Annotated in this window: 21 protein-coding genes and 1 tRNA gene; 16 read left to right on the top strand and 6 right to left on the bottom strand. The window is 74.3% G+C overall.

Going from position 1 to position 17997, the window contains the following annotated elements; translation table 11 throughout:
• Window positions 1-19: 19 nt before the first annotated feature.
• Window positions 20-93: transfer RNA gene (locus IEY37_RS17955), tRNA-Pro, on the top strand.
• Window positions 94-174: 81 nt separating this feature from the next.
• Here IEY37_RS17955 and IEY37_RS17950 read toward each other — a convergent pair.
• The 3 genes from IEY37_RS17950 to IEY37_RS17940 all read right to left on the bottom strand — a co-directional run bounded on the left by IEY37_RS17950 (window position 175) and on the right by IEY37_RS17940 (window position 1542).
• Window positions 175-615, bottom strand: a complete 441-nt coding sequence (locus IEY37_RS17950; protein WP_188944061.1) for a VOC family protein — start codon at window positions 613-615, stop codon at window positions 175-177.
• Window positions 616-722: 107 nt separating this feature from the next.
• A complete protein-coding gene (locus IEY37_RS17945) occupies window positions 723-902 on the bottom strand; it encodes a hypothetical protein (protein WP_188944059.1) in 180 nt (59 codons plus the stop codon).
• Window positions 903-1056: 154 nt separating this feature from the next.
• Window positions 1057-1542 (bottom strand): Hsp20/alpha crystallin family protein, encoded by a 486-nt coding sequence (locus IEY37_RS17940; RefSeq protein ID WP_188944057.1) that lies wholly within the window; start codon window positions 1540-1542, stop codon window positions 1057-1059.
• Between the two features lie 107 nt (window positions 1543-1649).
• Here IEY37_RS17940 and IEY37_RS17935 point away from each other — a divergent pair, with 107 nt between their 5' ends.
• Together IEY37_RS17935 and IEY37_RS17930 are read left to right on the top strand one after the other, a co-directional pair.
• Window positions 1650-1991 carry a MerR family transcriptional regulator gene (locus IEY37_RS17935; RefSeq protein WP_229674607.1) on the top strand — a complete coding sequence of 114 codons (342 nt, stop codon included), beginning with the start codon at window positions 1650-1652 and terminating at the stop codon, window positions 1989-1991.
• Window positions 1992-2200: 209 nt separating this feature from the next.
• Entirely contained in the window at window positions 2201-2953 is a 753-nt protein-coding gene (locus IEY37_RS17930) for an ABC transporter permease (RefSeq protein WP_188944055.1), read from the top strand.
• 49 nt (window positions 2954-3002) lie between these two features.
• Here IEY37_RS17930 and IEY37_RS17925 read toward each other — a convergent pair whose 3' ends face one another.
• Both IEY37_RS17925 and IEY37_RS17920 read right to left on the bottom strand, forming a co-directional pair.
• Window positions 3003-3578 carry a dienelactone hydrolase family protein gene (locus IEY37_RS17925; protein WP_188944053.1) on the bottom strand — a complete coding sequence of 192 codons (576 nt, stop codon included), beginning with the start codon at window positions 3576-3578 and terminating at the stop codon, window positions 3003-3005.
• Between the two features lie 161 nt (window positions 3579-3739).
• Window positions 3740-4036 (bottom strand): DUF1540 domain-containing protein, encoded by a 297-nt coding sequence (locus tag IEY37_RS17920; RefSeq protein ID WP_188944051.1) that lies wholly within the window; start codon window positions 4034-4036, stop codon window positions 3740-3742.
• A 428-nt stretch (window positions 4037-4464) separates the two neighbouring features.
• On the opposite strand from IEY37_RS17920, the gene IEY37_RS17915 reads away from it, so the two are divergent.
• The gene (locus tag IEY37_RS17915) at window positions 4465-6879 is read left to right on the top strand and encodes an FUSC family protein (protein ID WP_188944049.1); all 2415 of its coding nucleotides are present in this window, start codon (window positions 4465-4467) and stop codon (window positions 6877-6879) included.
• A gap of 131 nt (window positions 6880-7010) precedes the next feature.
• Window positions 7011-7448, top strand: a complete 438-nt coding sequence (locus IEY37_RS17910; protein ID WP_188944047.1) for an OsmC family peroxiredoxin — start codon at window positions 7011-7013, stop codon at window positions 7446-7448.
• Between the two features lie 108 nt (window positions 7449-7556).
• Here IEY37_RS17910 and ald read toward each other — a convergent pair whose 3' ends face one another.
• Complete coding sequence (gene ald / locus IEY37_RS17905; protein WP_188944045.1) at window positions 7557-8669, bottom strand: alanine dehydrogenase; 1113 nt, start codon at window positions 8667-8669, stop codon at window positions 7557-7559.
• Window positions 8670-8796: 127 nt separating this feature from the next.
• On the opposite strand from ald, the gene IEY37_RS17900 reads away from it, so the two are divergent.
• The 11 genes from IEY37_RS17900 to IEY37_RS17850 all read left to right on the top strand — a co-directional run bounded on the left by IEY37_RS17900 (window position 8797) and on the right by IEY37_RS17850 (window position 17958).
• On the top strand, window positions 8797-9354 hold the full coding sequence (locus tag IEY37_RS17900) for an Lrp/AsnC family transcriptional regulator (protein WP_229674606.1): 558 nt from the start codon (window positions 8797-8799) through the stop codon (window positions 9352-9354).
• Window positions 9355-9397: 43 nt separating this feature from the next.
• Complete coding sequence (locus IEY37_RS17895) at window positions 9398-10795, top strand: UTP--glucose-1-phosphate uridylyltransferase (protein WP_229674605.1); 1398 nt, start codon at window positions 9398-9400, stop codon at window positions 10793-10795.
• 44 nt (window positions 10796-10839) lie between these two features.
• Window positions 10840-11364: an NUDIX hydrolase gene (locus tag IEY37_RS17890; RefSeq protein WP_188944147.1), complete on the top strand. Its 525-nt coding sequence runs from the start codon at window positions 10840-10842 to the stop codon at window positions 11362-11364.
• Window positions 11365-11507: 143 nt separating this feature from the next.
• On the top strand, window positions 11508-12128 hold the full coding sequence (clsA, locus tag IEY37_RS17885; RefSeq protein ID WP_188944043.1) for a cardiolipin synthase ClsA: 621 nt from the start codon (window positions 11508-11510) through the stop codon (window positions 12126-12128).
• A gap of 206 nt (window positions 12129-12334) precedes the next feature.
• On the top strand, window positions 12335-12748 hold the full coding sequence (gcvH, locus tag IEY37_RS17880) for a glycine cleavage system protein GcvH (RefSeq protein WP_188944041.1): 414 nt from the start codon (window positions 12335-12337) through the stop codon (window positions 12746-12748).
• Between the two features lie 278 nt (window positions 12749-13026).
• Window positions 13027-13434, top strand: coding sequence for an oxoglutarate dehydrogenase inhibitor Odhl (odhI, locus tag IEY37_RS17875; protein WP_188944145.1), 408 nt, complete (start codon window positions 13027-13029; stop codon window positions 13432-13434).
• Window positions 13431-14156, top strand: a complete 726-nt coding sequence (gene ftsR, locus IEY37_RS17870; RefSeq protein ID WP_188944039.1) for a transcriptional regulator FtsR — start codon at window positions 13431-13433, stop codon at window positions 14154-14156. Before odhI ends, ftsR begins: the two co-directional genes overlap by 4 nt.
• Before the next feature lie 98 nt (window positions 14157-14254).
• Window positions 14255-14776 (top strand): bifunctional nuclease family protein, encoded by a 522-nt coding sequence (locus tag IEY37_RS17865; RefSeq protein ID WP_188944037.1) that lies wholly within the window; start codon window positions 14255-14257, stop codon window positions 14774-14776.
• 315 nt (window positions 14777-15091) lie between these two features.
• The gene (locus IEY37_RS17860) at window positions 15092-15634 is read left to right on the top strand and encodes a MerR family transcriptional regulator (RefSeq protein ID WP_188944035.1); all 543 of its coding nucleotides are present in this window, start codon (window positions 15092-15094) and stop codon (window positions 15632-15634) included.
• A gap of 234 nt (window positions 15635-15868) precedes the next feature.
• Window positions 15869-16312, top strand: coding sequence for a MarR family winged helix-turn-helix transcriptional regulator (locus tag IEY37_RS17855; protein ID WP_188944033.1), 444 nt, complete (start codon window positions 15869-15871; stop codon window positions 16310-16312).
• A 320-nt stretch (window positions 16313-16632) separates the two neighbouring features.
• Complete coding sequence (locus IEY37_RS17850) at window positions 16633-17958, top strand: MFS transporter (protein WP_188944143.1); 1326 nt, start codon at window positions 16633-16635, stop codon at window positions 17956-17958.
• The last annotated feature ends 39 nt before the right edge of the window (window positions 17959-17997 follow it).

Below are 17997 nucleotides of genomic sequence, written 5' to 3'. Positions count from 1 at the left end.
GGTCCGCCGGGTTGGTGACCGGGATGTGGCGCAGCTTGGTAGCGCACTTGACTGGGGGTCAAGGGGTCGCAGGTTCAAATCCTGTCATCCCGACAGAACGACGGGGCGGCGTGACAGCGCCCCCGCAGGCTCCACGGTCACGGCACGCGTCGGCAGGTCCGGTGCGTCCGGACTTCAGCCGATGCGCTCCGCGAGCGCCACGATGATCCCCTCGGGCCCGCGCACGTAGGCCATCCGCCAGACGTTCTCGTACTCACCGATGCCGCCGACGAGCGGGTGGCCGTCGGCCGCGACCTGGGCAACGGTGGCGTCGAGGTCGTCGACCTGGAAGGCCAGGCTGCGTAGGCCCAGCACGTTGGCCATCGCGTCCGGGGATCCGGGCACGGCGTCGGGCCGGACGAACCTCGACAGCTCCAGACTGGTGTCGCCGTCGGGCGTTCGCAGCATCACGATCTCGGTGCTGGCGCCGGGGATGCCGGTCACCGTGTCGATGAACTCACCCTCGACCGGGGTGCGTCCCTCCACCTCGAGACCGAGCGCGACGAAGAACGCCGTGGCTGCTTCGAGGTCCGCGACGGTGACCCCGACATGATCGAACCGCTGGATGTGCGCCATGCCCCTCATCCTCCCGGTTGGGCCGGTGCTCGCCACCGGATCGGACGGAGGTGCTCGTGCGGATCTACCGAGGAAACCGCCGGTGCCGGGGTTGCGAGCCGGCCGGCTCAGGCGTCGGTGGCGACCGGCACCAATCGAGCCTGCGGCGGGTCGTCGTTGACCTTGATGTAGGTGTCGCCACCGAGGTCGAAGTCGGAACCCAGGTCGGTCAGCTCCCAGGACTGCTGGTCCATGTCGACCTGTTGCGTGCCGGCCGGGCCGTCGACGATCTCGATGCGGATGCTCATGGAGCCGGTCTACCCGCCTTCGGCCGCCGTGTCACGCCGGACACGGCCAGGGGGAGCACTGGCCACCAGCAGCGCTCCGACAGCGCGGTGCGGGCGCCGCAACCGCGGCGCCCGCACCCCTCGCCGAGCGGCCCATCCGGGCGGGCCGCCGTCGTCAGGCGTTGACCGCCTGGCGCTCCCGGTCGGCGTCCACCGTCCGGTCCTGGTCCTTGCCCAGCACCTGCTTGGCGCCGCCGGCGCCGCTGGACACCGAGATCTTCCGTGGCTTGGCCTGTTCGGCCACCGGGATCCGCAGGGTGAGCACGCCGGCGTCGTACTGGGCGGTGATCCGCTCGGTGTCCAGGTTGTCGCCGAGGATGAGCTGCCGGCTGAAGACGCCTCTCGGGCGCTCCGCCGCGATCATCTCGGTCTGCTGGTCGAGCGTCGGCCGCCGGGCCGTCACCGTCACCACGTTGCGCTCGACGTCCAGGTCGATCGAGTCGGCGTCCACCCCGGGAAGATCGAACGCCACGACGAACTGCTCGCCGTCCCGCCATGCGTCCATGGGCATCACTGACGGCCGCGCCGAGGTGCCGTTGGTCCCGAACACCTGCTGGGTCAGCCGGTCGAGCTCACGGAACGGGTCGGTGCGCATCAGCATGGTCCACCTCCGTCGTCTCAAGCACTGATGCTGTCCGAGCGACCAAGGAGCGGATCTCTATTGGCCGCTACAGGTTCTGTTATAGCCTCGGCAGCAGGCTGCTGCAAGTGGTCGGAAGAGATTTCTGCCGGGAGGGGTGGGCGGGCGTGGCGATCGGTGACCCCTCGAGAGACCTCGGTGTGTACGGGATCTCGGTCGCCGCGGAGCTGGTCGGGATGGGCGTGCAGAACCTGCGCCTGTACGAGGCGCGCGGCCTGGTGGATCCGGGGCGCACCGCCGGCGGCACCCGTCGCTACAGTGCCGCGGACCTGGACCGGCTGCGCCGGATCGGCGACCTGCTGTCCGCGGGGCTCAACCTGGCCGGCGTCGCCATGGTGCTCGACCTGCAGGACGAGAACGCCGAGCTCCGCCGGCAGGTCGGCCGGCGGACTCCCGGCTCGGCCCGGTGACGCCGGGTCCTGGACATCCCGGCCGGCGGGCCGTCGGCGGCTCGCCCGGCTGTCGACCGGCACGGCTGCCGCGCGGCGGCCGGCTCGCGTGAGCCGGCCGCCGGATCGGGCGGTGCCGGCCGGACCCGCTGACGCCTCGCCCACCCGTCGGCTGGCAGGGTCACCCCCGACGGGCGTTGGGTGCCCGCCGGCAGCGGGGGAGGGCGGTCGTGGGCGAGTGGGTCCGGCTGGCGGTCGGCGTCGTGGTGCTGCTGGCGATCACCCTCACGGTGCTGTCCGTGGGCGGCATCGGCCACCGCGCGGCGGCGGTGGTGGCGGTGCTGCGCGCCGTCGGCCAACTGGCGCTGGTTGCCATCGTGCTGCGGGTCGTCTTCACCGCGCCGCCCGCCGTGGTCGCCGTGCTCGCCGTCATGTTCTCGGTGGCGGTGTGGACGGCCGCCGGCCGGCTGGGCGGCCGCGCCCTGCTGCGGCCCGTCGGGCTGTCCTGCGCGGCCGGCGCGGTGGTGGCCATCGGGATCATCGTCGGCCTCCCGGTGCTGTCCCGCGACGTCCGCACCCTCGTCGCGGTGTCGGGCATCGTCGTCGGCGGGACGATGACCGCCAGCACGCTGGCCGGGCGCCGTCTCCGGGACGGCCTCGTCCGCCGGCGCGACGAGGTCGAGGCCGCGCTCGCGCTGGGCGCCACCCCCCGCCAGGCCTGCCGGCCGATCGCCCGAAGCGCCGTCTACGAGGCCCTGGTACCCGCGCTCGACCAGACCAGGACCGTCGGGCTGGTGACCCTGCCCGGTGCGTTCGTCGGGGCGTTGCTGGGCGGTGTCGGAGCGGTGGACGCAGCGCGGTTCCAGATCGTCGTGCTGGTGGGGCTGCTCTGCGCCGAAGCGATCGCCGCCGCGCTGCTGGCGTACCTGCTCGGCGCGCCGGCGACGCTGCCGCTCGCCGTGGACGGGCCCGGCGGCGGATGACCCCGGTCGGCGGCGGTGTCCCGGCCCCGGCCGCGCGCCCGACCTGCGGTCAGACCCGCGCCAGCAGTCCCAGCACCCGGTCGAGCAGCAGGTCGGTCGCCGCGGCGTCGTAGGACGGCAGGGAGCTGTCGGCGAAGTAGTGCTGGTCGCCGGGATACAGGAACAGCTCGCCGTCGTCGGCCCCGGCAACGAGGTCCCGGGCCGCCTCGAGGTCACCCTCCCCGACGAAGACCGGGTCGGCGTCCATCCCGTGGACCTGCACCGGCACCCCGGCCGGCCAGGCCGCGCCGAACTCGGTCACCGGGACGCAGGAGTAGCAGAGCACCGCGGCTCGCACGCCCGGCCGGGTCTGGGCCAGGTACTGCGCCGGCAGCACACCGAGCGAGAAACCGATGACGGCAAGGCCCGCGGGCAGTGATTCGACCGCACCGGCACCGCGCCCGATCATGTCGCCGAAGCCCACCGACTCCACGTAGGCCATCCCCGCCTCGAGGCTGTCGAAGGTCCGGCCCTCGAACAGGTCCGGGGTGTGCACGCGGTGCCCGGCGCCGCGCAGCCGGTCGGCGAATTCCGTGACACCCGGCGTCAGGCCCTGGGCGTGGTGGAACAGTGCGACCTCGGCCACGGGCAGCTCCCTGAGCGAGCGGGTGTGGACCGGCCGATGGTAGGGCCGCGGCCCGACGCTCGCCCGCCTCACGAGCCAGGACCACCCGGAGGCCACCGGCTCGGCGGCTGGCGCCTCGGCGGCTGGCGGCTCGGCGGCTGGCGCCTCGGCGGCCGGTGACCTCAGCGGCTGCTGTAGGTCAGGCAGTCCGCGGGGTCCGCGCCCGCGCCCACCCTGATCGACGGGGCGGTGCACTCCAGCGACTCGTTGTGCACACAGTCGCCGCGCTGGCAGGCGCCGACCTGCCCGCGCACCTTGGGCAGGCCGCCCTTGGCGCCCAGCGGGATGAACGTGGCGCACTCCGCGGAGCTGCCGGCGCGCACGGTGATGGCCTTGGCGTGGCACGACGAGTGGTCGTTGTACGAGCAGCCGGCCACCGTGCACTCGGTGATCGGCGGCATCTCGAGAGCGGCGGTCATGACGTCCTCCGTTGTCCGTGGGCGAGGGGCACTGGCGGTACGGATCCGGTGCGGATTCCGGTGCAGGTTCCGGTGCGGAACCGGCCCCGGTGCCGTGGCATCGAGCCGTGTCGGGCCCACGGTAGAGCGCCCGACGGTCGGCCGCCAGCAAGGTAGTACTGCCTTACTGCACGTCAACGACGGTTTTAGTGATCTTGTAGGTCAGGGCAGGCTCAGCTCTCGACGGCGCCGAGTGTCACGGGACACAGGCGGCAGGCGAGCTGCTCCGCGGACGCACGGACGCCTGGTGTGCGACGCTGCGGCCCGCCACGGAGGCTGGATGGTGCGGCTCGCCCGGCCGCAGCCGCGCATCGCTGGGTGCGTTCCGCCGGGCTTCGAGCGGCGCCGGTCGGGACCCGCCCGGCCCCGGGGCTGCGACACTGCACCTCATGGCCGACGTGTCGTCCCACGCCGCGGGTCCGTCCGCGGCCGGCGACGCGCGCGGCGCGGTCCCGGCGTCGGCCACCCGGGCGACGGCCACGGCTGGGGACGGCGCACCGGAGCCCTCCCTGCTGCCCGGCACGCCGTCCGGCGCCCGCGACCCCCGGTCCGGCGAGGTCGTCCCGCGGTCGGGAGAGGGCGGCCCTGCCGGCGCCGACCCGCGGCGTCCCGGCGCCCGACACGTGGCGTCGCGGCCGAGCGCCACCGACCGGCTCCGGGACTCGGTGCGGGACCTGCGGGACCGGTTCGTCGCGTCCGATCCCGGCTTCACCCGGCTCCGGCAGGGCGTCCGGGCGTTCGTGGCCGTCGGCACGACGCTGCTGGTGGAGTGGGCGCTGGCCGCGGCGATCGGCCAGCCGGTGCTCTCGTTCCTGCTGCTCGGGGCCGTGGTGGCGATGTTGATGTCCACCGGCATCCGCGAGCAGCACCGGACGGTGGTGCTGCGGACCGGCCTGGCCTCCCCGGTGCTGGCCGCCGGCGGCGTGACCGTCGGCGTGCTGTCCGCGGAGCGCCCGCTCCTGGGATCCGCGGCGTTCGTGGTGGTCTCGTTCGGCGCCGTCTACGTCCGGCGCTGGGGACCGCGCTGGTTCACCCTGGGTTTCCTGTTCTGGCAGGGGTTCTTCTTCTCGTTGTTCCTGCACCCGCCGACCCGGCAGCTGCCGTTCCTCCTGCTGGCCGTCGTGGCCAGCGGGCTGTGGGTGCTGCTGCTGCTGCTCACCGTGCTGCACGAGGACCCGCACAACCGGCTCCGCCGGATCGTCGCCGCGCTCCGGGCGCGGGCCCGGTCGGGCATCGCCGCCGCCCTCGACGTCCTGGCCGACCCGGGCGACCGTGGCGCCCCCCGCGCGGTCCGCCGGGCGCTGGTGCAGCTCTCGGAGACCGCCCTGCTGTTCGACGGGCAGCTGGGCGACCGCCGCTCGCTGCCCTCCGGTGTCCCGCCCAACCGGCTGCGCCGCTGGATCGTCGACCTCGAGATCGGCATGGACGAGGTGTGCGGCGCGACCGTGACGCTGGCCGAGAGCCGGCCGGACCTGCCGCCGCTGACCCGCGAGCAGGTGCGCGAGGTGCTGCACCTGCTCGGCTGGGGCGACTACGCCGAGGCCGACCGGGCCGCGGAGCGGCTGGCCGGCAGCGCGTCGGTGCCCGGCGCGGCCCGGCGGCTCGGCGCGGCCGCCGGGCTCCTGCTGCACACGGTGCACCGCTGGGACACCGGCGACTGGGCCGTGCCGGACGAGGACCGCTGGGACGACGAGGACCAGTTCGAGCCGGTGGTGACGCTGATCGGCGGCAACCTGCCCGGGTCCGCTGCCCTGGCGGCGCAGTCGGTGATCCGCCAGGACGCCGGGCGGTTCTCGCCGTCGCGGTTGCTGCTGACCACCCGCCAGGCCATCCAGGCCTCGGTCGCCGCCGGCCTGTCGATCCTGGTGGGCGAGTTGATCTCGCGGCAGCGCTACTACTGGGCGGTCATCGCCGCCTTCGTCGGCTTCGCCGGAACGGCCACCTCCGGCGAGACGCTCACCAAGGGCGTGGGCCGGATCACCGGCACGCTGGCCGGCCTGGTCGCGGCCGTGGCGCTGGCCAACGTCACCGACCGGCACACCGCGGCTGCGGTGCTGCTGATCCTGCTGTGCATCGGGCTGGCGTTCTTCTCGCAACCTTTGTCGACCACGGCCATGGTCTTCTTCATCACGGTGATGCTCGGGCAGCTGTACACCCTGCTCGGCACCTTCAGCGACGCACTGCTGCTCGTCCGGCTCTTCGAGACCGCCGCGGGAGCGGCCATCGGTGTCGTCGTCGCGCTCGTCGTGCTGCCGGCGCACAGCGGGGCCACGCTGCGGGAGGCGCGGCGGACGTTCCTGGGGACGGTGGCGGATCTGCTCGAGGCGTGCGCCGAGGTGCTGCGCGGCGGGCGGCCCGAGCGGGACCCGTTGACCCTGGCCCTGGAGCTGGACGCCGACGGTCGCCAGGTGATCCGGATCCGGCGGGCCACCACCCGGGGTCGACTGTTCGGGGCCGACCGGACCGCTCTGCGGCACCGCATGTCCGTGCTGGCGTCGGTGGGCTCGTCGGCCCGGACTCTGGCCGGTGCGGTCTCCGCCGAGCGGCCCGACCCGGTGCTGGAACAGGTCTGCACCGCCCTGGCCGGACAGGCCCGCCGGCTCAGCGAGGTGCCGAGCCTGTCCAGCGGTGCGCCCCGCCGCGCGGCCGAGGACGACGCGACGGCGCAGGTCCGGGAGCAGCTGGACGCGGCGCCGGCAGACCCGGCCACCCGGCGCGCCGTGCGCGCGCTGCGGCGGCTGAGCGACGGCCTGGGTCTGCTGGATCCGGGACTGCCGGCGGCCCGGGACGGCGAGCAGCGCTGACCCGCACGCTCACCCGGCCGCACCCCGCGGCCGGGCGACGACCGGCGCCCCGGCACGATGGACTCCGACCGGACACCGCGCCGCCCGTTTCCCGGTCGCACCGCCCGCGGCGCCGACGAGAGGACAGCGAGATGGCCACCCGCATCGCCCGCACCGAGTGGACCGGCAGCCTGCAGGAGGGCAGCGGCCGCGTCACCCTGTCCAGCTCCGGCGTCGGCAGCTACGACGTGTCGTTCCCGCGCCGCGCCGCCGACGACGCGGGCGGGGTCACCAGCCCCGAGGAGCTCGTCGCCGCGGCCCACACGTCGTGCTACTGCATGCAGCTGTCCGCGGTGATCGCCGAGGCCGGCGGCACCCCGAAAAGCCTGGTGGCCGACGCCGCGGTGAGCCTGGGTCCGGACCCGGCCGGCGGTTTCCGGTTGACCGGCATCAAGCTCACCGTCCGCGGGCAGGTCGAGGACATGGACGCCGCGGGGTTCGCCAGGGCGGCCGAGACCGCCAAGGACACCTGCCCGGTGTCCAAGGCACTGGCGGGCGTCGACATCACCCTGGACGCCGCCCTCGCCTGACCGGCCAGGGCCGGCTCGGCACGGGAGCGGGGCGCGGCGGCCTCGGGCCAGCAGTGCAGCCGGCTCGGGCCGGCAGTGCAGCCGGCTCGGGCCAGCAGTGCCGCCGGCTCAGGCCAGCAGCGCCGCGGGCGAGGTGGCCGGCAACCCGTGGGCCTGGCCCACCGGTGCGCTGGCGAGCTCGCCGGCGTGCGTGGTCAGCCCGGCGGCGAGCGCGGCGTCCGCGCCCAGGGCCGCCCGCCAGCCGCGGTCGGCGAGCGCGGTCACGTACGGCAGCGTCGCGTTGGTCAGCGCGAACGTGGAGCTGCGCGGCACGGCCCCCGGCATGTTGGCCACGCAGTAGAAGACGGATCCGTGCACCTGGAAGGTCGGCTCGTCGTGGGTCGTCGGGCGGGTGTCCTCGAAGCACCCGCCCTGGTCGACCGCGATGTCGACCAGCACCGAGCCCTCGCGCATCTGCGCGACCAGGTCGTTGGTGACCAGCTTCGGCGCCTTGGCGCCCGGGATCAGCACCGAGCCGATCACCAGGTCCGCGTCCCGGACCGCCTGCGCGATGTTGTACGCGTTCGAGGCGATGGTCTTCACGCCGCCGTGGAACTGCACGTCCAGCCGCCGCAACGTGGGCAGCGACAGGTCGATGACGGTGACGTCCGCCCGCATGCCCTGCGCGATGATGGCCGCGTGCATGCCGGCGACCCCGCCACCGAGCACGACCACCTTGCCGTTCTCGACACCGGGCACGCCGCCGAGCAGGACGCCGCGGCCGCCCTCGTTGCGCATCAGGTGGTACGCGCCGACCAGCGGCGCCATCCGGCCGGCGATCTCGCTCATCGGCGCCAGCAGCGGCAGCGACCGGTCCGGCAGCTGCACGGTCTCGTAGGCGACGGACGTCGTCGCGGCGGCCAATAGGCGGTCGGTCAGCGGTCGGTCGGCGGCCAGGTGCAGGTAGGTGAACAGCAGCAGGTCGGGCCGCAGCAGCGGGTACTCCGACGCCACCGGCTCCTTGACCTTGACCACCATCTCGGCGGACCAGGCGTCCTCCGCCGTCGGCACCACCCGGGCGCCGGCAGCGCTGAACTCGTCGTCGCTGATCCGCGACCCGGCGCCGGCGCCGGACTGCACGAGCACCTCGTGGCCGCGCTCGGCGAGCTGGTGCGCGCCCGCGGGGGTCAGGGCCACCCGGTACTCGCGGTTCTTGACCTCGGCCGGAACACCGATGCGCATCTGTGCCTCCACGACGGGCGGGCGGTGCCCGCGGACAGGTCGGACGGACCGACCCGGAACGCGACAAGCCTGAACTTGGCGCGTTCGGAGCGGAAGAGATCCGCAGCTTGTTCGGTACGGTCGAGCGGTGACCGCCGAACGGACGGGAGTGGGGTCCACCACCGTCCCGCCGCCGCAGGATCTTCGACCCGACGGGCGCCGGGCTCCCGGACCGCCGCCCCGGCCGCCCGCCACCGACGGGCTCGACGAGGTGGACCGGCGCATCGTCGCGGTCCTGGCCGCCGACGCCCGGACACCGAACAACGCGCTGGCCGCACAGGTCGGCGTCGCGGCGTCGACCTGCCTGGCGCGGGTCCGGGCGCTGCGCGACCGCGGCGTCATCCGCGGCTACCACGCCGACATCGACCCGGCGGCGCTCGGCCGGCCGCTGCAGGCGATGATCGCGGTCCGGGTGCAGGCCGGTGCCCGGAGCCGGATGACCCTCTTCACCGAGCGGGTGCGCCGGCGGCCGGAGGTGGTGGACGTGTACTTCCTGGCCGGGGCGGACGACTTCCTGCTGCACGTGGCCACGGCCGACGCGGCGGCGCTGCGCGACTTCGTGGTGGACGAGCTGTCCGCGCACGACGAGGTGGCGCTCACCGAGACGAACCTGATCTTCGAGCACGTCCGCGGCGGCGCGGGCTGAGCGACGCCCGGGCGACCCGCCCCCGCTGACTACGATCTGCAAGATGCCGGCCACAGAGGGACCTGATGCCGCCGTCGCGCTGATGGAGCGGGCGGACGTCCACCCGGGTGCCATCGCCGCCTTCGTGCACTCCTACCGGCAGCTCGCGGCGGGGGAGACCGGACTGCTGGCCGAGGCGGATCTCGAGCCGGTCACCGAACTGCCCAGGCTGGCGGACCTGGACCTGGACGCCGACGCCGCGCGAGGGGCCCTGGCCCGGACCGCCGTGGTCAAGCTCAACGGCGGCCTCGGCACGTCGATGGGCATGGACCGCGCCAAGTCGCTGCTGCCGGTGCGGGACGACACGACCTTCCTCGACGTCCTCGCCCGGCAGGTGCTGGCGCTGCGCGCCGAGTACGGCGTCGAGCTGCCGCTGCTGCTGATGAACAGCTTCCGCACCCAGCGGGACAGCCTCGCGGCGCTCGCCCGGTACCCGGATCTGCCGGTCGACGGGCTCCCGCTGGACTTCCTGCAGAACCGCGAGCCCAAGCTCCGCGCCGACGACCTGCAGCCGGTGTCCTGGCCCGTCGACCCGGACCTCGAGTGGTGCCCGCCCGGGCACGGCGACATCTACACCGCGCTGGTGGCGTCCGGCGCGCTGGACGCGCTGCTCGACCGGGGCTACCGCCACCTGTTCGTCTCGAACTCCGACAACCTCGGGGCCCGCCCGGACCCGCGGCTGGCGGCCTGGTTCGCCGGGTCCGGCAGCCCGTTCGCCGCCGAGTACTGCCGGCGCACCGCGGCCGACCGCAAGGGAGGGCACCTGGCTCGCCGGCGGTCCGACGGCCAGCTGGTGCTGCGCGAGTCGGCGCAGACGGCTCCGGAGGACGCCGATGCCTTCGCCGACGTCGACCGGCACCGCTACTTCAACACCAACAACCTGTGGCTGGACCTGTCCGCGCTGCGGGACACCCTGCGGGACGGCGACGGCGTGCTCGACCTGCCGATCATCCGGAACGTCAAGACCGTCGACCCGAGCGACCCGTCGTCCCCCGAGGTCGTGCAGATCGAGACGGCCATGGGGTCGGCGATCGGCGTCTTCCCCGGCGCCTCGGCCATCGAGGTCCAGCGGTCCCGGTTCGTCCCGGTCAAGACCACGGCCGACCTCCTGGTCGTGCGCTCGGACGCCTACCGGCTGTCCCCGGATGCCGAACTGGCGCTCGACCCGTCCCGCACGGCCGCGCCGCTGGTCGACCTGTCCGGCCCCTACAAGCTGGTGCACGACTTCGACGAGCGGTTCCCCGCCGGCTCGCCGTCGCTGGTGCGCTGCGAGCGGCTCACCGTCCGCGGCGACTGGACCTTCGGTCGCGACGTGCGGGTCCGCGGGGTCGCGGTGGTCGGCGAGGACGGTTCCAGCGGCACGGTCCCGGACGGCGCCGAGCTCGGCGAGCCGGCCGAGTGAGCCTGTCCGCGGCGGCCGGCGGCGGCCGGTGGGTCGCCGGCGAGATGCGGCCGGTGCGCAGCACCGTCGCCTTCGCCAACCCGTGGATGCAGGTCCGCTCGGACGACTTCGTCCGGGAGGACGGCAGCGGCGGCACCTACGGCGTCGTCGACAAGCCGGACTTCGCCCTCGTCGTCGCGGAGCAGGACGGGCTGTTCCACCTGGTCGAGCAGTTCCGCTACCCGATCCGCCGCCGCTCGCTGGAGTTTCCGATGGGCGGCTGGCCGCCGGGCAAGGGCGGCACGGCCCTCGAGCTGGCCCAGGCCGAGCTCGCCGAGGAGACCGGGCTGACCGCGACCGGCTGGCGCCACCTGGGCCGGCTGTACGAGGCGCCGGGCTTCTGCTCGCAGGGCTTCGACGTGTTCCACGCCACCGGGCTCACCCCGGGCCCGCACGCCCGCGAGGAGACCGAGGCGGACATGGAGCACCGGGCCGTCGACGAGGGCGAGCTCCGCCGGCTGATCCGCAGCGGCGGCATCGTCGACGCCACCACCATCACCGCCTACGGCCTGCTGCTGCTGGAGCGCTGACCGTCCGCGCCCGGGGACCGGCGCGTGCCGCAGCAGGGGGCCGGCCGCGACGGGGACCCCTAGACTCGCCACCGCGCGGGGCCGGTCGACGGTCGCCGCGCCGGCAGCGCGGAGCACGACGCGGGCGCACGGACGGAGGCACGGTGGGCGAAGGCGTCGCATCCCCGATCCCGGAGGGCGTGTTCGACCGGATCTGGACCGTGCCGAACCTGCTGTCGTTCCTGCGGCTGCTGGGCGTGCCGCTGTTCCTCTGGCTCCTGCTCGGGCCGCACGCCGACGGCTGGGCGATCGTCGTGCTGGCGGTCAGCGCCGTCACCGACTGGGCCGACGGCAAGCTGGCCCGGCTGCTCGGCCAGTACTCGCGGCTGGGGGAACTGCTCGATCCGCTGGCCGACCGGCTCTACATCTTCGCCGCGCTCGTCGGGTACGTGCTGCGCGACTTCCTGCCCTGGTGGGCCGCGGCACTGCTGGTGGGCCGCGACCTGGTGCTCACCGTCGGCCTGCGGTTGGTCCGCCGGCACGGGTACGTCGCGCTGCCCGTCAACTACGTCGGCAAGGCGGCGACCTTCTGCCTGCTCTACGGGCTGCCGATGCTGCTGCTCGGCCAGGTCGACAACGTCGTGTGCCACGTGGCGCTGCCGGTCGCGGTGGCCTTCACGGCCTGGGGGATCCTGCTCTACCTGTGGTCGGGATGGATGTACCTGCAACAGGTCCGGTGGGTGATGCGGTCGACACCGCTGCGGCCGCCGGTGTCCGCCGGCTGACCCGCCGGATCCCGCGACGCACGGCGGCATCCGGCCCGTCGCCGGGCGCGGCGCGGCGGCCTTGCCGCGCCGCGACGCGCCCCTCTACGCTCGGCCGGCCGGCGGCCCGGAGGGCCGCCCGGCCCGGGAGAGGTGACGACCCCGTGCCGCCGCACCGTCCGGTGCCCGCCACCCGGCGCGGCCGCCGGTGCCGACGAGGAGGACCCGTGATCCCGCAGGACCTGCACTACAGCTCCGACCACGAGTGGATCCGGCCCGCCGGACCGGACGCCGCCGGGAACGGCGACAGCGACACCGACACCGTCCGGATCGGTATCACCGACTACGCCCAGAACTCGCTCGGCGACATCGTCTTCGTGCAGCTGCCCGAGCTCGGCACCACCGTGGCGACCGGGGACGCGCTCGGCGAGGTCGAGTCGACCAAGTCCGTCTCGGACGTCTTCGCCCCCGTCTCGGGCACGGTCGTGGCCCGCAACGACGCCCTGGACAGCACGCCCGAGCTGGTCAACTCCGACCCCTACGGCGACGGCTGGATGATCGAGGTGCAGCTGTCCGACCCGGGCGAGCTGTCCGGCCTGCTCGACGCCGCCGGTTACGCCGAGATCGTCGGCAAGGGCTGACACCTCGCGCCCCGGCCGGTCCGCGCCGGCCCGCGCTGCCGGATGCGATCTCCGGCGCCACGGTGTGAGCGCCGTCCCACGCACGGTACGGTCGTCAGCACGACCGCCCGCGCGAGCCGGCTCCCGGTCGACGTGGGATGGCCCAGCCGCGCCAGGCCGGTCCGACTGCGACGGAGGAAGAGGAGTGCCACGTGTCTGACAGTGACTTCGCCGATCGCCGTGGGCCCGCGCCCTGGGGCGGGACCGCCGGCGCAGGTCAGTCCGGTGACACCACGACGGTGTTCCCCGCCGGCCTCTTCCCGACCGCCGAGACCGAGGCCGTCGACGTGCAGCGCGCCCCGGAGGGCGGCCTCGACGCGCTGTCGTCCGACTCGGCGTTGCTCGTGGTCAAGCGCGGGCCGAACGCCGGATCCCGGTTCCCGCTCGACAAGGACGTCGTCAGCGCCGGCCGGCACCCGCAGAGCGACATCTTCCTCGACGACGTCACCGTGTCCCGCCGGCATGCCGAGTTCCGGCGCACCGGCAACGGTTTCGAGGTCTCCGACGTCGGGTCGCTGAACGGCACCTACGTCAACCGGGAGCCGATCGAGACCTCCGCCCTGACCAACGGCGACGAGGTGCAGATCGGCAAGTTCCGGTTGGTGTTCCTGACCGGCAGCCAGCCCGAGGGCGCCCGCTCGTCATGACGGCCGCGGGTCTCCCGTCCTCCGGCATGATGAGCATCGGCAGCGTCCTGGCCCGCCTGAAGCCCGAGTTCCCGGACATCTCGATCTCCAAGATCCGGTACCTGGAGTCCGAGGGCCTGATCACCCCGCACCGGACGCCGTCGGGGTACCGGCAGTTCTCCAGCACCGACGTCGACCGGCTGCGCTACGTTCTCGCGGCGCAGCGGGACCACTACCTGCCGCTGCGGGTGATCAAGGACCAGCTCGACGCCATCGACCGCGGCCTGGAACCGGCGACCCCGAGCCCCCGGCTGCCGCGCGCGCTCGCCGTCGCCGGCGGCCCGGCGCCGGCCGACCTGGCCCCGGCGGCCGAGGTCCGGATGACCCGGGCGGAGCTGCGCAGCGAGTCGGGGTTGACCGACGCGGACCTGACCGAGCTGGAGCAGTACGGCCTGCTCGCCCCGCGGTCGGGCGGGTGGTACGACGCGGACGCCGCGGTGCTGGCCACCACGGTCGCCGAGCTGCTCGCCGCCGGCCTCGAGCCGCGGCACCTGCGGCCGTTCCGCACCGCGGCCGAGCGGGAGTCCGCGCTGGTCGCCCAGCTGGTGTCGGCCCAGGCCCGCCAGCGCGACCCGGACGCCCGCGAGCGCGCCGGCGCCGAGGCCACCGAGCTGGCCGCGGTCGTGCTGCGGCTGCACGCGCTGCTGGTCAAGGCGGCGCTGCGGCGCGAGCTCGGCCGCTGACCCCGGATCGCTTCCCGCACAGCGCGACCCGGGCGTCCGTCCCGCCCGCCCGGCGTTCCCGGCGTGTAGCGTCTGGACGGAGCAGAAAGGCCACCGGCATGATCGAGATGCGCATCGTCGGCGTCCGGGTCGAGATGACCAACCAGCAGCCCATCCTGCTGCTGGCCGAGGTGTCCGGCCCGCGGAGTCTGCCGATCGTGATCGGGCAGGTCGAGGCCAACGCCATCGCCATGCACCTGGAGGGCATGCGGCCGCCGCGTCCCCTCACCCACGACCTCCTCGGCAACGTGATCACGGCGCTCGGCCGCAAGGTGGAGCAGGTCCGGGTCGTCGACTTCCGCGAGGGCACGTACTTCGGCGAGCTGGCGTTCGACGACGGCACCACCGTCTCCGCCCGGCCGTCCGACGCCGTCGCCCTGGCCGTCCGCGCCGACATCCCGGTGTTCGTCGAGGAGGCGGTGCTGGACGAGGCGGGCGTGATCGTCCCGGTCGACGGCGAGTCCGACGCCGAGGACGCCGACGAGGCCGAGAGCCCCGAGGCCGCCGAGGAGGAGGTCGAGCGCTTCCGCGAGTTCCTGGACTCGGTCTCGCCCGAGGACTTCGGCGGCGAGAAGGGCTGAGTAGCCGCGGTTCCGGCCGCCCGCGGCCGGCGCTGGAAACCCGCGTCCCGGTCGCGGACCCGTTCGGGTGCGCCGCCGTGGCCGTCCGTAACCGTGAAGTCGAGGTTGAGAGCCTTCGGCGTGGATCGTTGACCCGACGGGGGAGCACGCCTACCGTCAACGAGTCACGCCGGTGTAGTTCGGTGACTGTCCCGCTCGTCGGGGCTGTCGTCCGCACCGCGGGTGGCGCGTCGACCGATCCGTGATCGGGCCGAGTCGCACCGACGGTGCGGCGTCGACGCTGTGGACGGACGGCGTGAGCGGAGAGGTTGCGGGATGCGCGAGAGCGGTCAGGAAGCCCTCTTCCCGGACGACTCGGTACCGGACGAGATGGTCGGGTACCGGGGCACCACGGCGTGCCAGGCCGCCGGGATCACCTACCGGCAGCTGGACTACTGGGCGCGGACCGGGCTGGTCGTCCCCACCGTGCGCGACGCCAGCGGCTCCGGCACCCAGCGGCTCTACTCGTTCAAGGACATCCTGGTCCTCAAGGTGGTCAAGCGGCTGCTGGACACCGGTGTCTCGCTGCAGAACATCCGCGTCGCCGTCGACCACCTCCGGGTGCGCGGCGTCGAGTCGCTCGCCGGCGTGACCCTGTTCTCCGACGGTGCCTCGGTCTACGAGTGCACGTCGCCGGAGGAGATCGTCGACCTGCTGCAGGGCGGCCAGGGCGTGTTCGGCATCGCCGTGGGCGGCACCATGCGCGAGGTCACCGGCACGCTCGCCGAGTTCCCGGCCGAGCGGGTGGAGGGTGACCGGGTGGTTCCCGTCGCCCAGGACGAGCTGGCACGCCGCCGCCAGGCGCGGCACGCCGGCTGAGCTTCCGCACACCGTCGCATCCGGCGCCGGCGCCCCGCGCCGGCTGCTGCGCCCTCAGCATCGCGCCCGTCGCCGCCGGCCGTCCGCCCGCCGTCCCGCTCGTGCGGACCGCGACGCGGTGCCCTCGACGGCCCCACGGACGTCGTCGGCGACCTGACTCCGCCGTCCCGCACCACCGGTGCCTCGCAGCCGGCGACATGTTTCGCCGGGCTACATGTGAGGTAGACTAACGGTATGCCGACGACCGCCACCGACGTTCTGGACATGGACACCGTGGCGGCGCTGCGGCACGCGGTGCTGATCATCTCGCGCCGCATGCGACACCAGCAGGAGGGCACCGAGCTCTCGCCGTCCGAGGCCGCGGTCCTCGGACGGATCAGCCGGGAAGGCCCGGTCACCCCCGGTGCGCTCGCCCGGGCCGAGCACGTGCAGCCCCCCTCGATGACGCGGATCGTCGAGCGCCTCGAGGCCCGCGGCTTCATCCGGCGGGACCCGCACCCGGACGACCGCCGGCAGGTCCTGCTGCGCAGGACGCCGGAGGGTGAGGAGTTCATCGAGCGGTCCCGGCGGCTGCGCACGGCGTGGCTCGCCGACCACGTCGGCCGGCTCGACGCCGACCAGCAGCGCCTGCTGGCGGCGGCGACCCCGGCGCTGTCCGCGCTGGCGGACCTGCCGTGACCGCCGCCCCCGAACGGCTGACCCGCCCCACCGCACCGGGTCCCGCCGAGCCCACGTCCGAGCCGGCCTCCCAGTCCACGTCCGAGCCGGCGTCCCAGCCCGCGTCGGAGCCGGCCGCCGAGCCCGCCGTCGACGTGCGCGTGGGCGTCCCCGCCGGGCGTGCGGGCGCCGACGTCGCCGCCGCCCGCGCCTCCGACGGCCTACCCGACACCGACAGCGACTCGGCCGGTACGGCCGGCGGAGCCGGCACGGCCGGCACAGCGCGTACGGCCGGTGGCGGGACGGACGGCCCGACGCAGGCCGGCGACGAGCGCGTCGGCATGTTCGCCGCGCTCCGGGTCCGCAACTACCGGCTCTTCTTCCTCGGCCAGGTGGTCTCGAACACCGGCACCTGGATGCAGCGCATCGCCCAGGACTGGCTGGTCCTGCAGCTGACCGACTCGCCGTTCGCCGTCGGCGTCACGACGGCGCTGCAGTTCGGACCCATGCTCTTCTTCGGTCTGTTCGGCGGCCTGATCGCGGACCGGTACCCCAAGCGCCGGCTGCTGCTGATGACCCAGTCGTCGATGGGCCTGCTCGCCCTCGTGCTCGCGGTGCTGACGCTGACCGGCGTGGTGCAGACCTGGCACGTCTACCTGGTCGCCCTCGGGCTGGGCCTGGCCACCGTCGTCGACAACCCGGCGCGGCAGACCTTCGTCAACGAGATGGTGCCGCACCGCCTGGTCCGCAACGCGGTGAGCCTGAACTCCGGCAACTTCCAGCTGGCCCGGATGGTCGGCCCGGCCGTGGCCGGCGTGGTGATCAGCGTCGTCGGGTCGGGGTGGGCCTTCGCCGGAAACGCGGCGAGCTACCTGGCGGTGCTGGCCGGCCTGTTCCTGATGCGTCCGGCGGAGCTGCAGCGGCAGCCGACGGCGCCGCGCGGCCCGGGTCAGCTGCGGGAGGGCCTGCGGTACGTCCGCGGCCGTCCGGACATCCTGTGGACGATCGTGCTCGTCTTCTTCCTCGGGACCTTCGGCTACAACTTCGCCATCGTGCTGTCCGCCTACACCAAGCAGGTGTGGACCTCGGGCGCCGACCTGTACGGCCTGCTGAACACCGCGATGGCCGCCGGCTCGGTGGTCGGCGCGCTGGTCGCCGCCCGGCGGACCACCAGCCGGCTGGCCGGGCTGTTCCTGTCCGCGGCGGCGTTCAGCCTGCTGCTGCTGCTGCTCGGGCTGGCCCGCTGGCTGCCGGTCTTCGCCGTGCTGCTGGTGGTCACCGGCTTCGTGTCGGTCACCTTCAACACGCTCGGCAACTCGACGGTGCAGCTGGCCACCGACCCGAAGCTGCGCGGCCGGGTGATGAGCATCTACATGCTCGTCTTCCTGGGCAGCACCCCGCTGGGCTCGGTGCTCGTCGGCGCCATCACCCAGCACTGGGGGGCGCCGGCCGCGCTGGTCGTCACCGGCGCGGTGTGCCTGGTCGCCACCCTCGGAGTGGGCGTCATGGCGGCCCGGCAGACCGGCGTCCGGGTCGAGCTGGACCTGCACCGCGACGCCGAGCACCACCTGGCGCTGGTGCACGCCGAGCCGGGATCGTCGCTGCTGACCACCGCACCGGCGGCCCGCGAGACCCTGGTGGCCGCCCGCACCGCCGACCGGGGCTGACGCGCCGTCCCGAGGTGCCGACGCCCGACGAGCCGTCAC

The organism is Nakamurella endophytica, assembly GCF_014646215.1.
GTDB lineage: Bacteria > Actinomycetota > Actinomycetes > Mycobacteriales > Nakamurellaceae > Nakamurella > Nakamurella endophytica.
Note: the sequence above shows the minus strand (reverse complement) of the source record. Positions and strands in the feature narration are given on the sequence as shown.

Coding starts and splice junctions, on each gene's coding strand:
- IEY37_RS17950 (WP_188944061.1), bottom strand. CDS start 615: ATGGCGCACATCCAGCGGTTCGATCATGTCGGGGTCACCGTCGCGGAC.
- IEY37_RS17945 (WP_188944059.1), bottom strand. CDS start 902: ATGAGCATCCGCATCGAGATCGTCGACGGCCCGGCCGGCACGCAACAG.
- IEY37_RS17940 (WP_188944057.1), bottom strand. CDS start 1,542: ATGCTGATGCGCACCGACCCGTTCCGTGAGCTCGACCGGCTGACCCAG.
- IEY37_RS17920 (WP_188944051.1), bottom strand. CDS start 4,036: ATGACCGCCGCTCTCGAGATGCCGCCGATCACCGAGTGCACGGTGGCC.
- IEY37_RS17915 (WP_188944049.1), top strand. CDS start 4,465: ATGGCCGACGTGTCGTCCCACGCCGCGGGTCCGTCCGCGGCCGGCGAC.
- IEY37_RS17910 (WP_188944047.1), top strand. CDS start 7,011: ATGGCCACCCGCATCGCCCGCACCGAGTGGACCGGCAGCCTGCAGGAG.
- ald (WP_188944045.1), bottom strand. CDS start 8,669: ATGCGCATCGGTGTTCCGGCCGAGGTCAAGAACCGCGAGTACCGGGTG.
- IEY37_RS17895 (WP_229674605.1), top strand. CDS start 9,398: ATGCCGGCCACAGAGGGACCTGATGCCGCCGTCGCGCTGATGGAGCGG.
- IEY37_RS17890 (WP_188944147.1), top strand. CDS start 10,840: ATGCGGCCGGTGCGCAGCACCGTCGCCTTCGCCAACCCGTGGATGCAG.
- ftsR (WP_188944039.1), top strand. CDS start 13,431: ATGACGGCCGCGGGTCTCCCGTCCTCCGGCATGATGAGCATCGGCAGC.
- IEY37_RS17865 (WP_188944037.1), top strand. CDS start 14,255: ATGATCGAGATGCGCATCGTCGGCGTCCGGGTCGAGATGACCAACCAG.
- IEY37_RS17860 (WP_188944035.1), top strand. CDS start 15,092: ATGCGCGAGAGCGGTCAGGAAGCCCTCTTCCCGGACGACTCGGTACCG.
- IEY37_RS17855 (WP_188944033.1), top strand. CDS start 15,869: ATGCCGACGACCGCCACCGACGTTCTGGACATGGACACCGTGGCGGCG.
- IEY37_RS17850 (WP_188944143.1), top strand. CDS start 16,633: ATGTTCGCCGCGCTCCGGGTCCGCAACTACCGGCTCTTCTTCCTCGGC.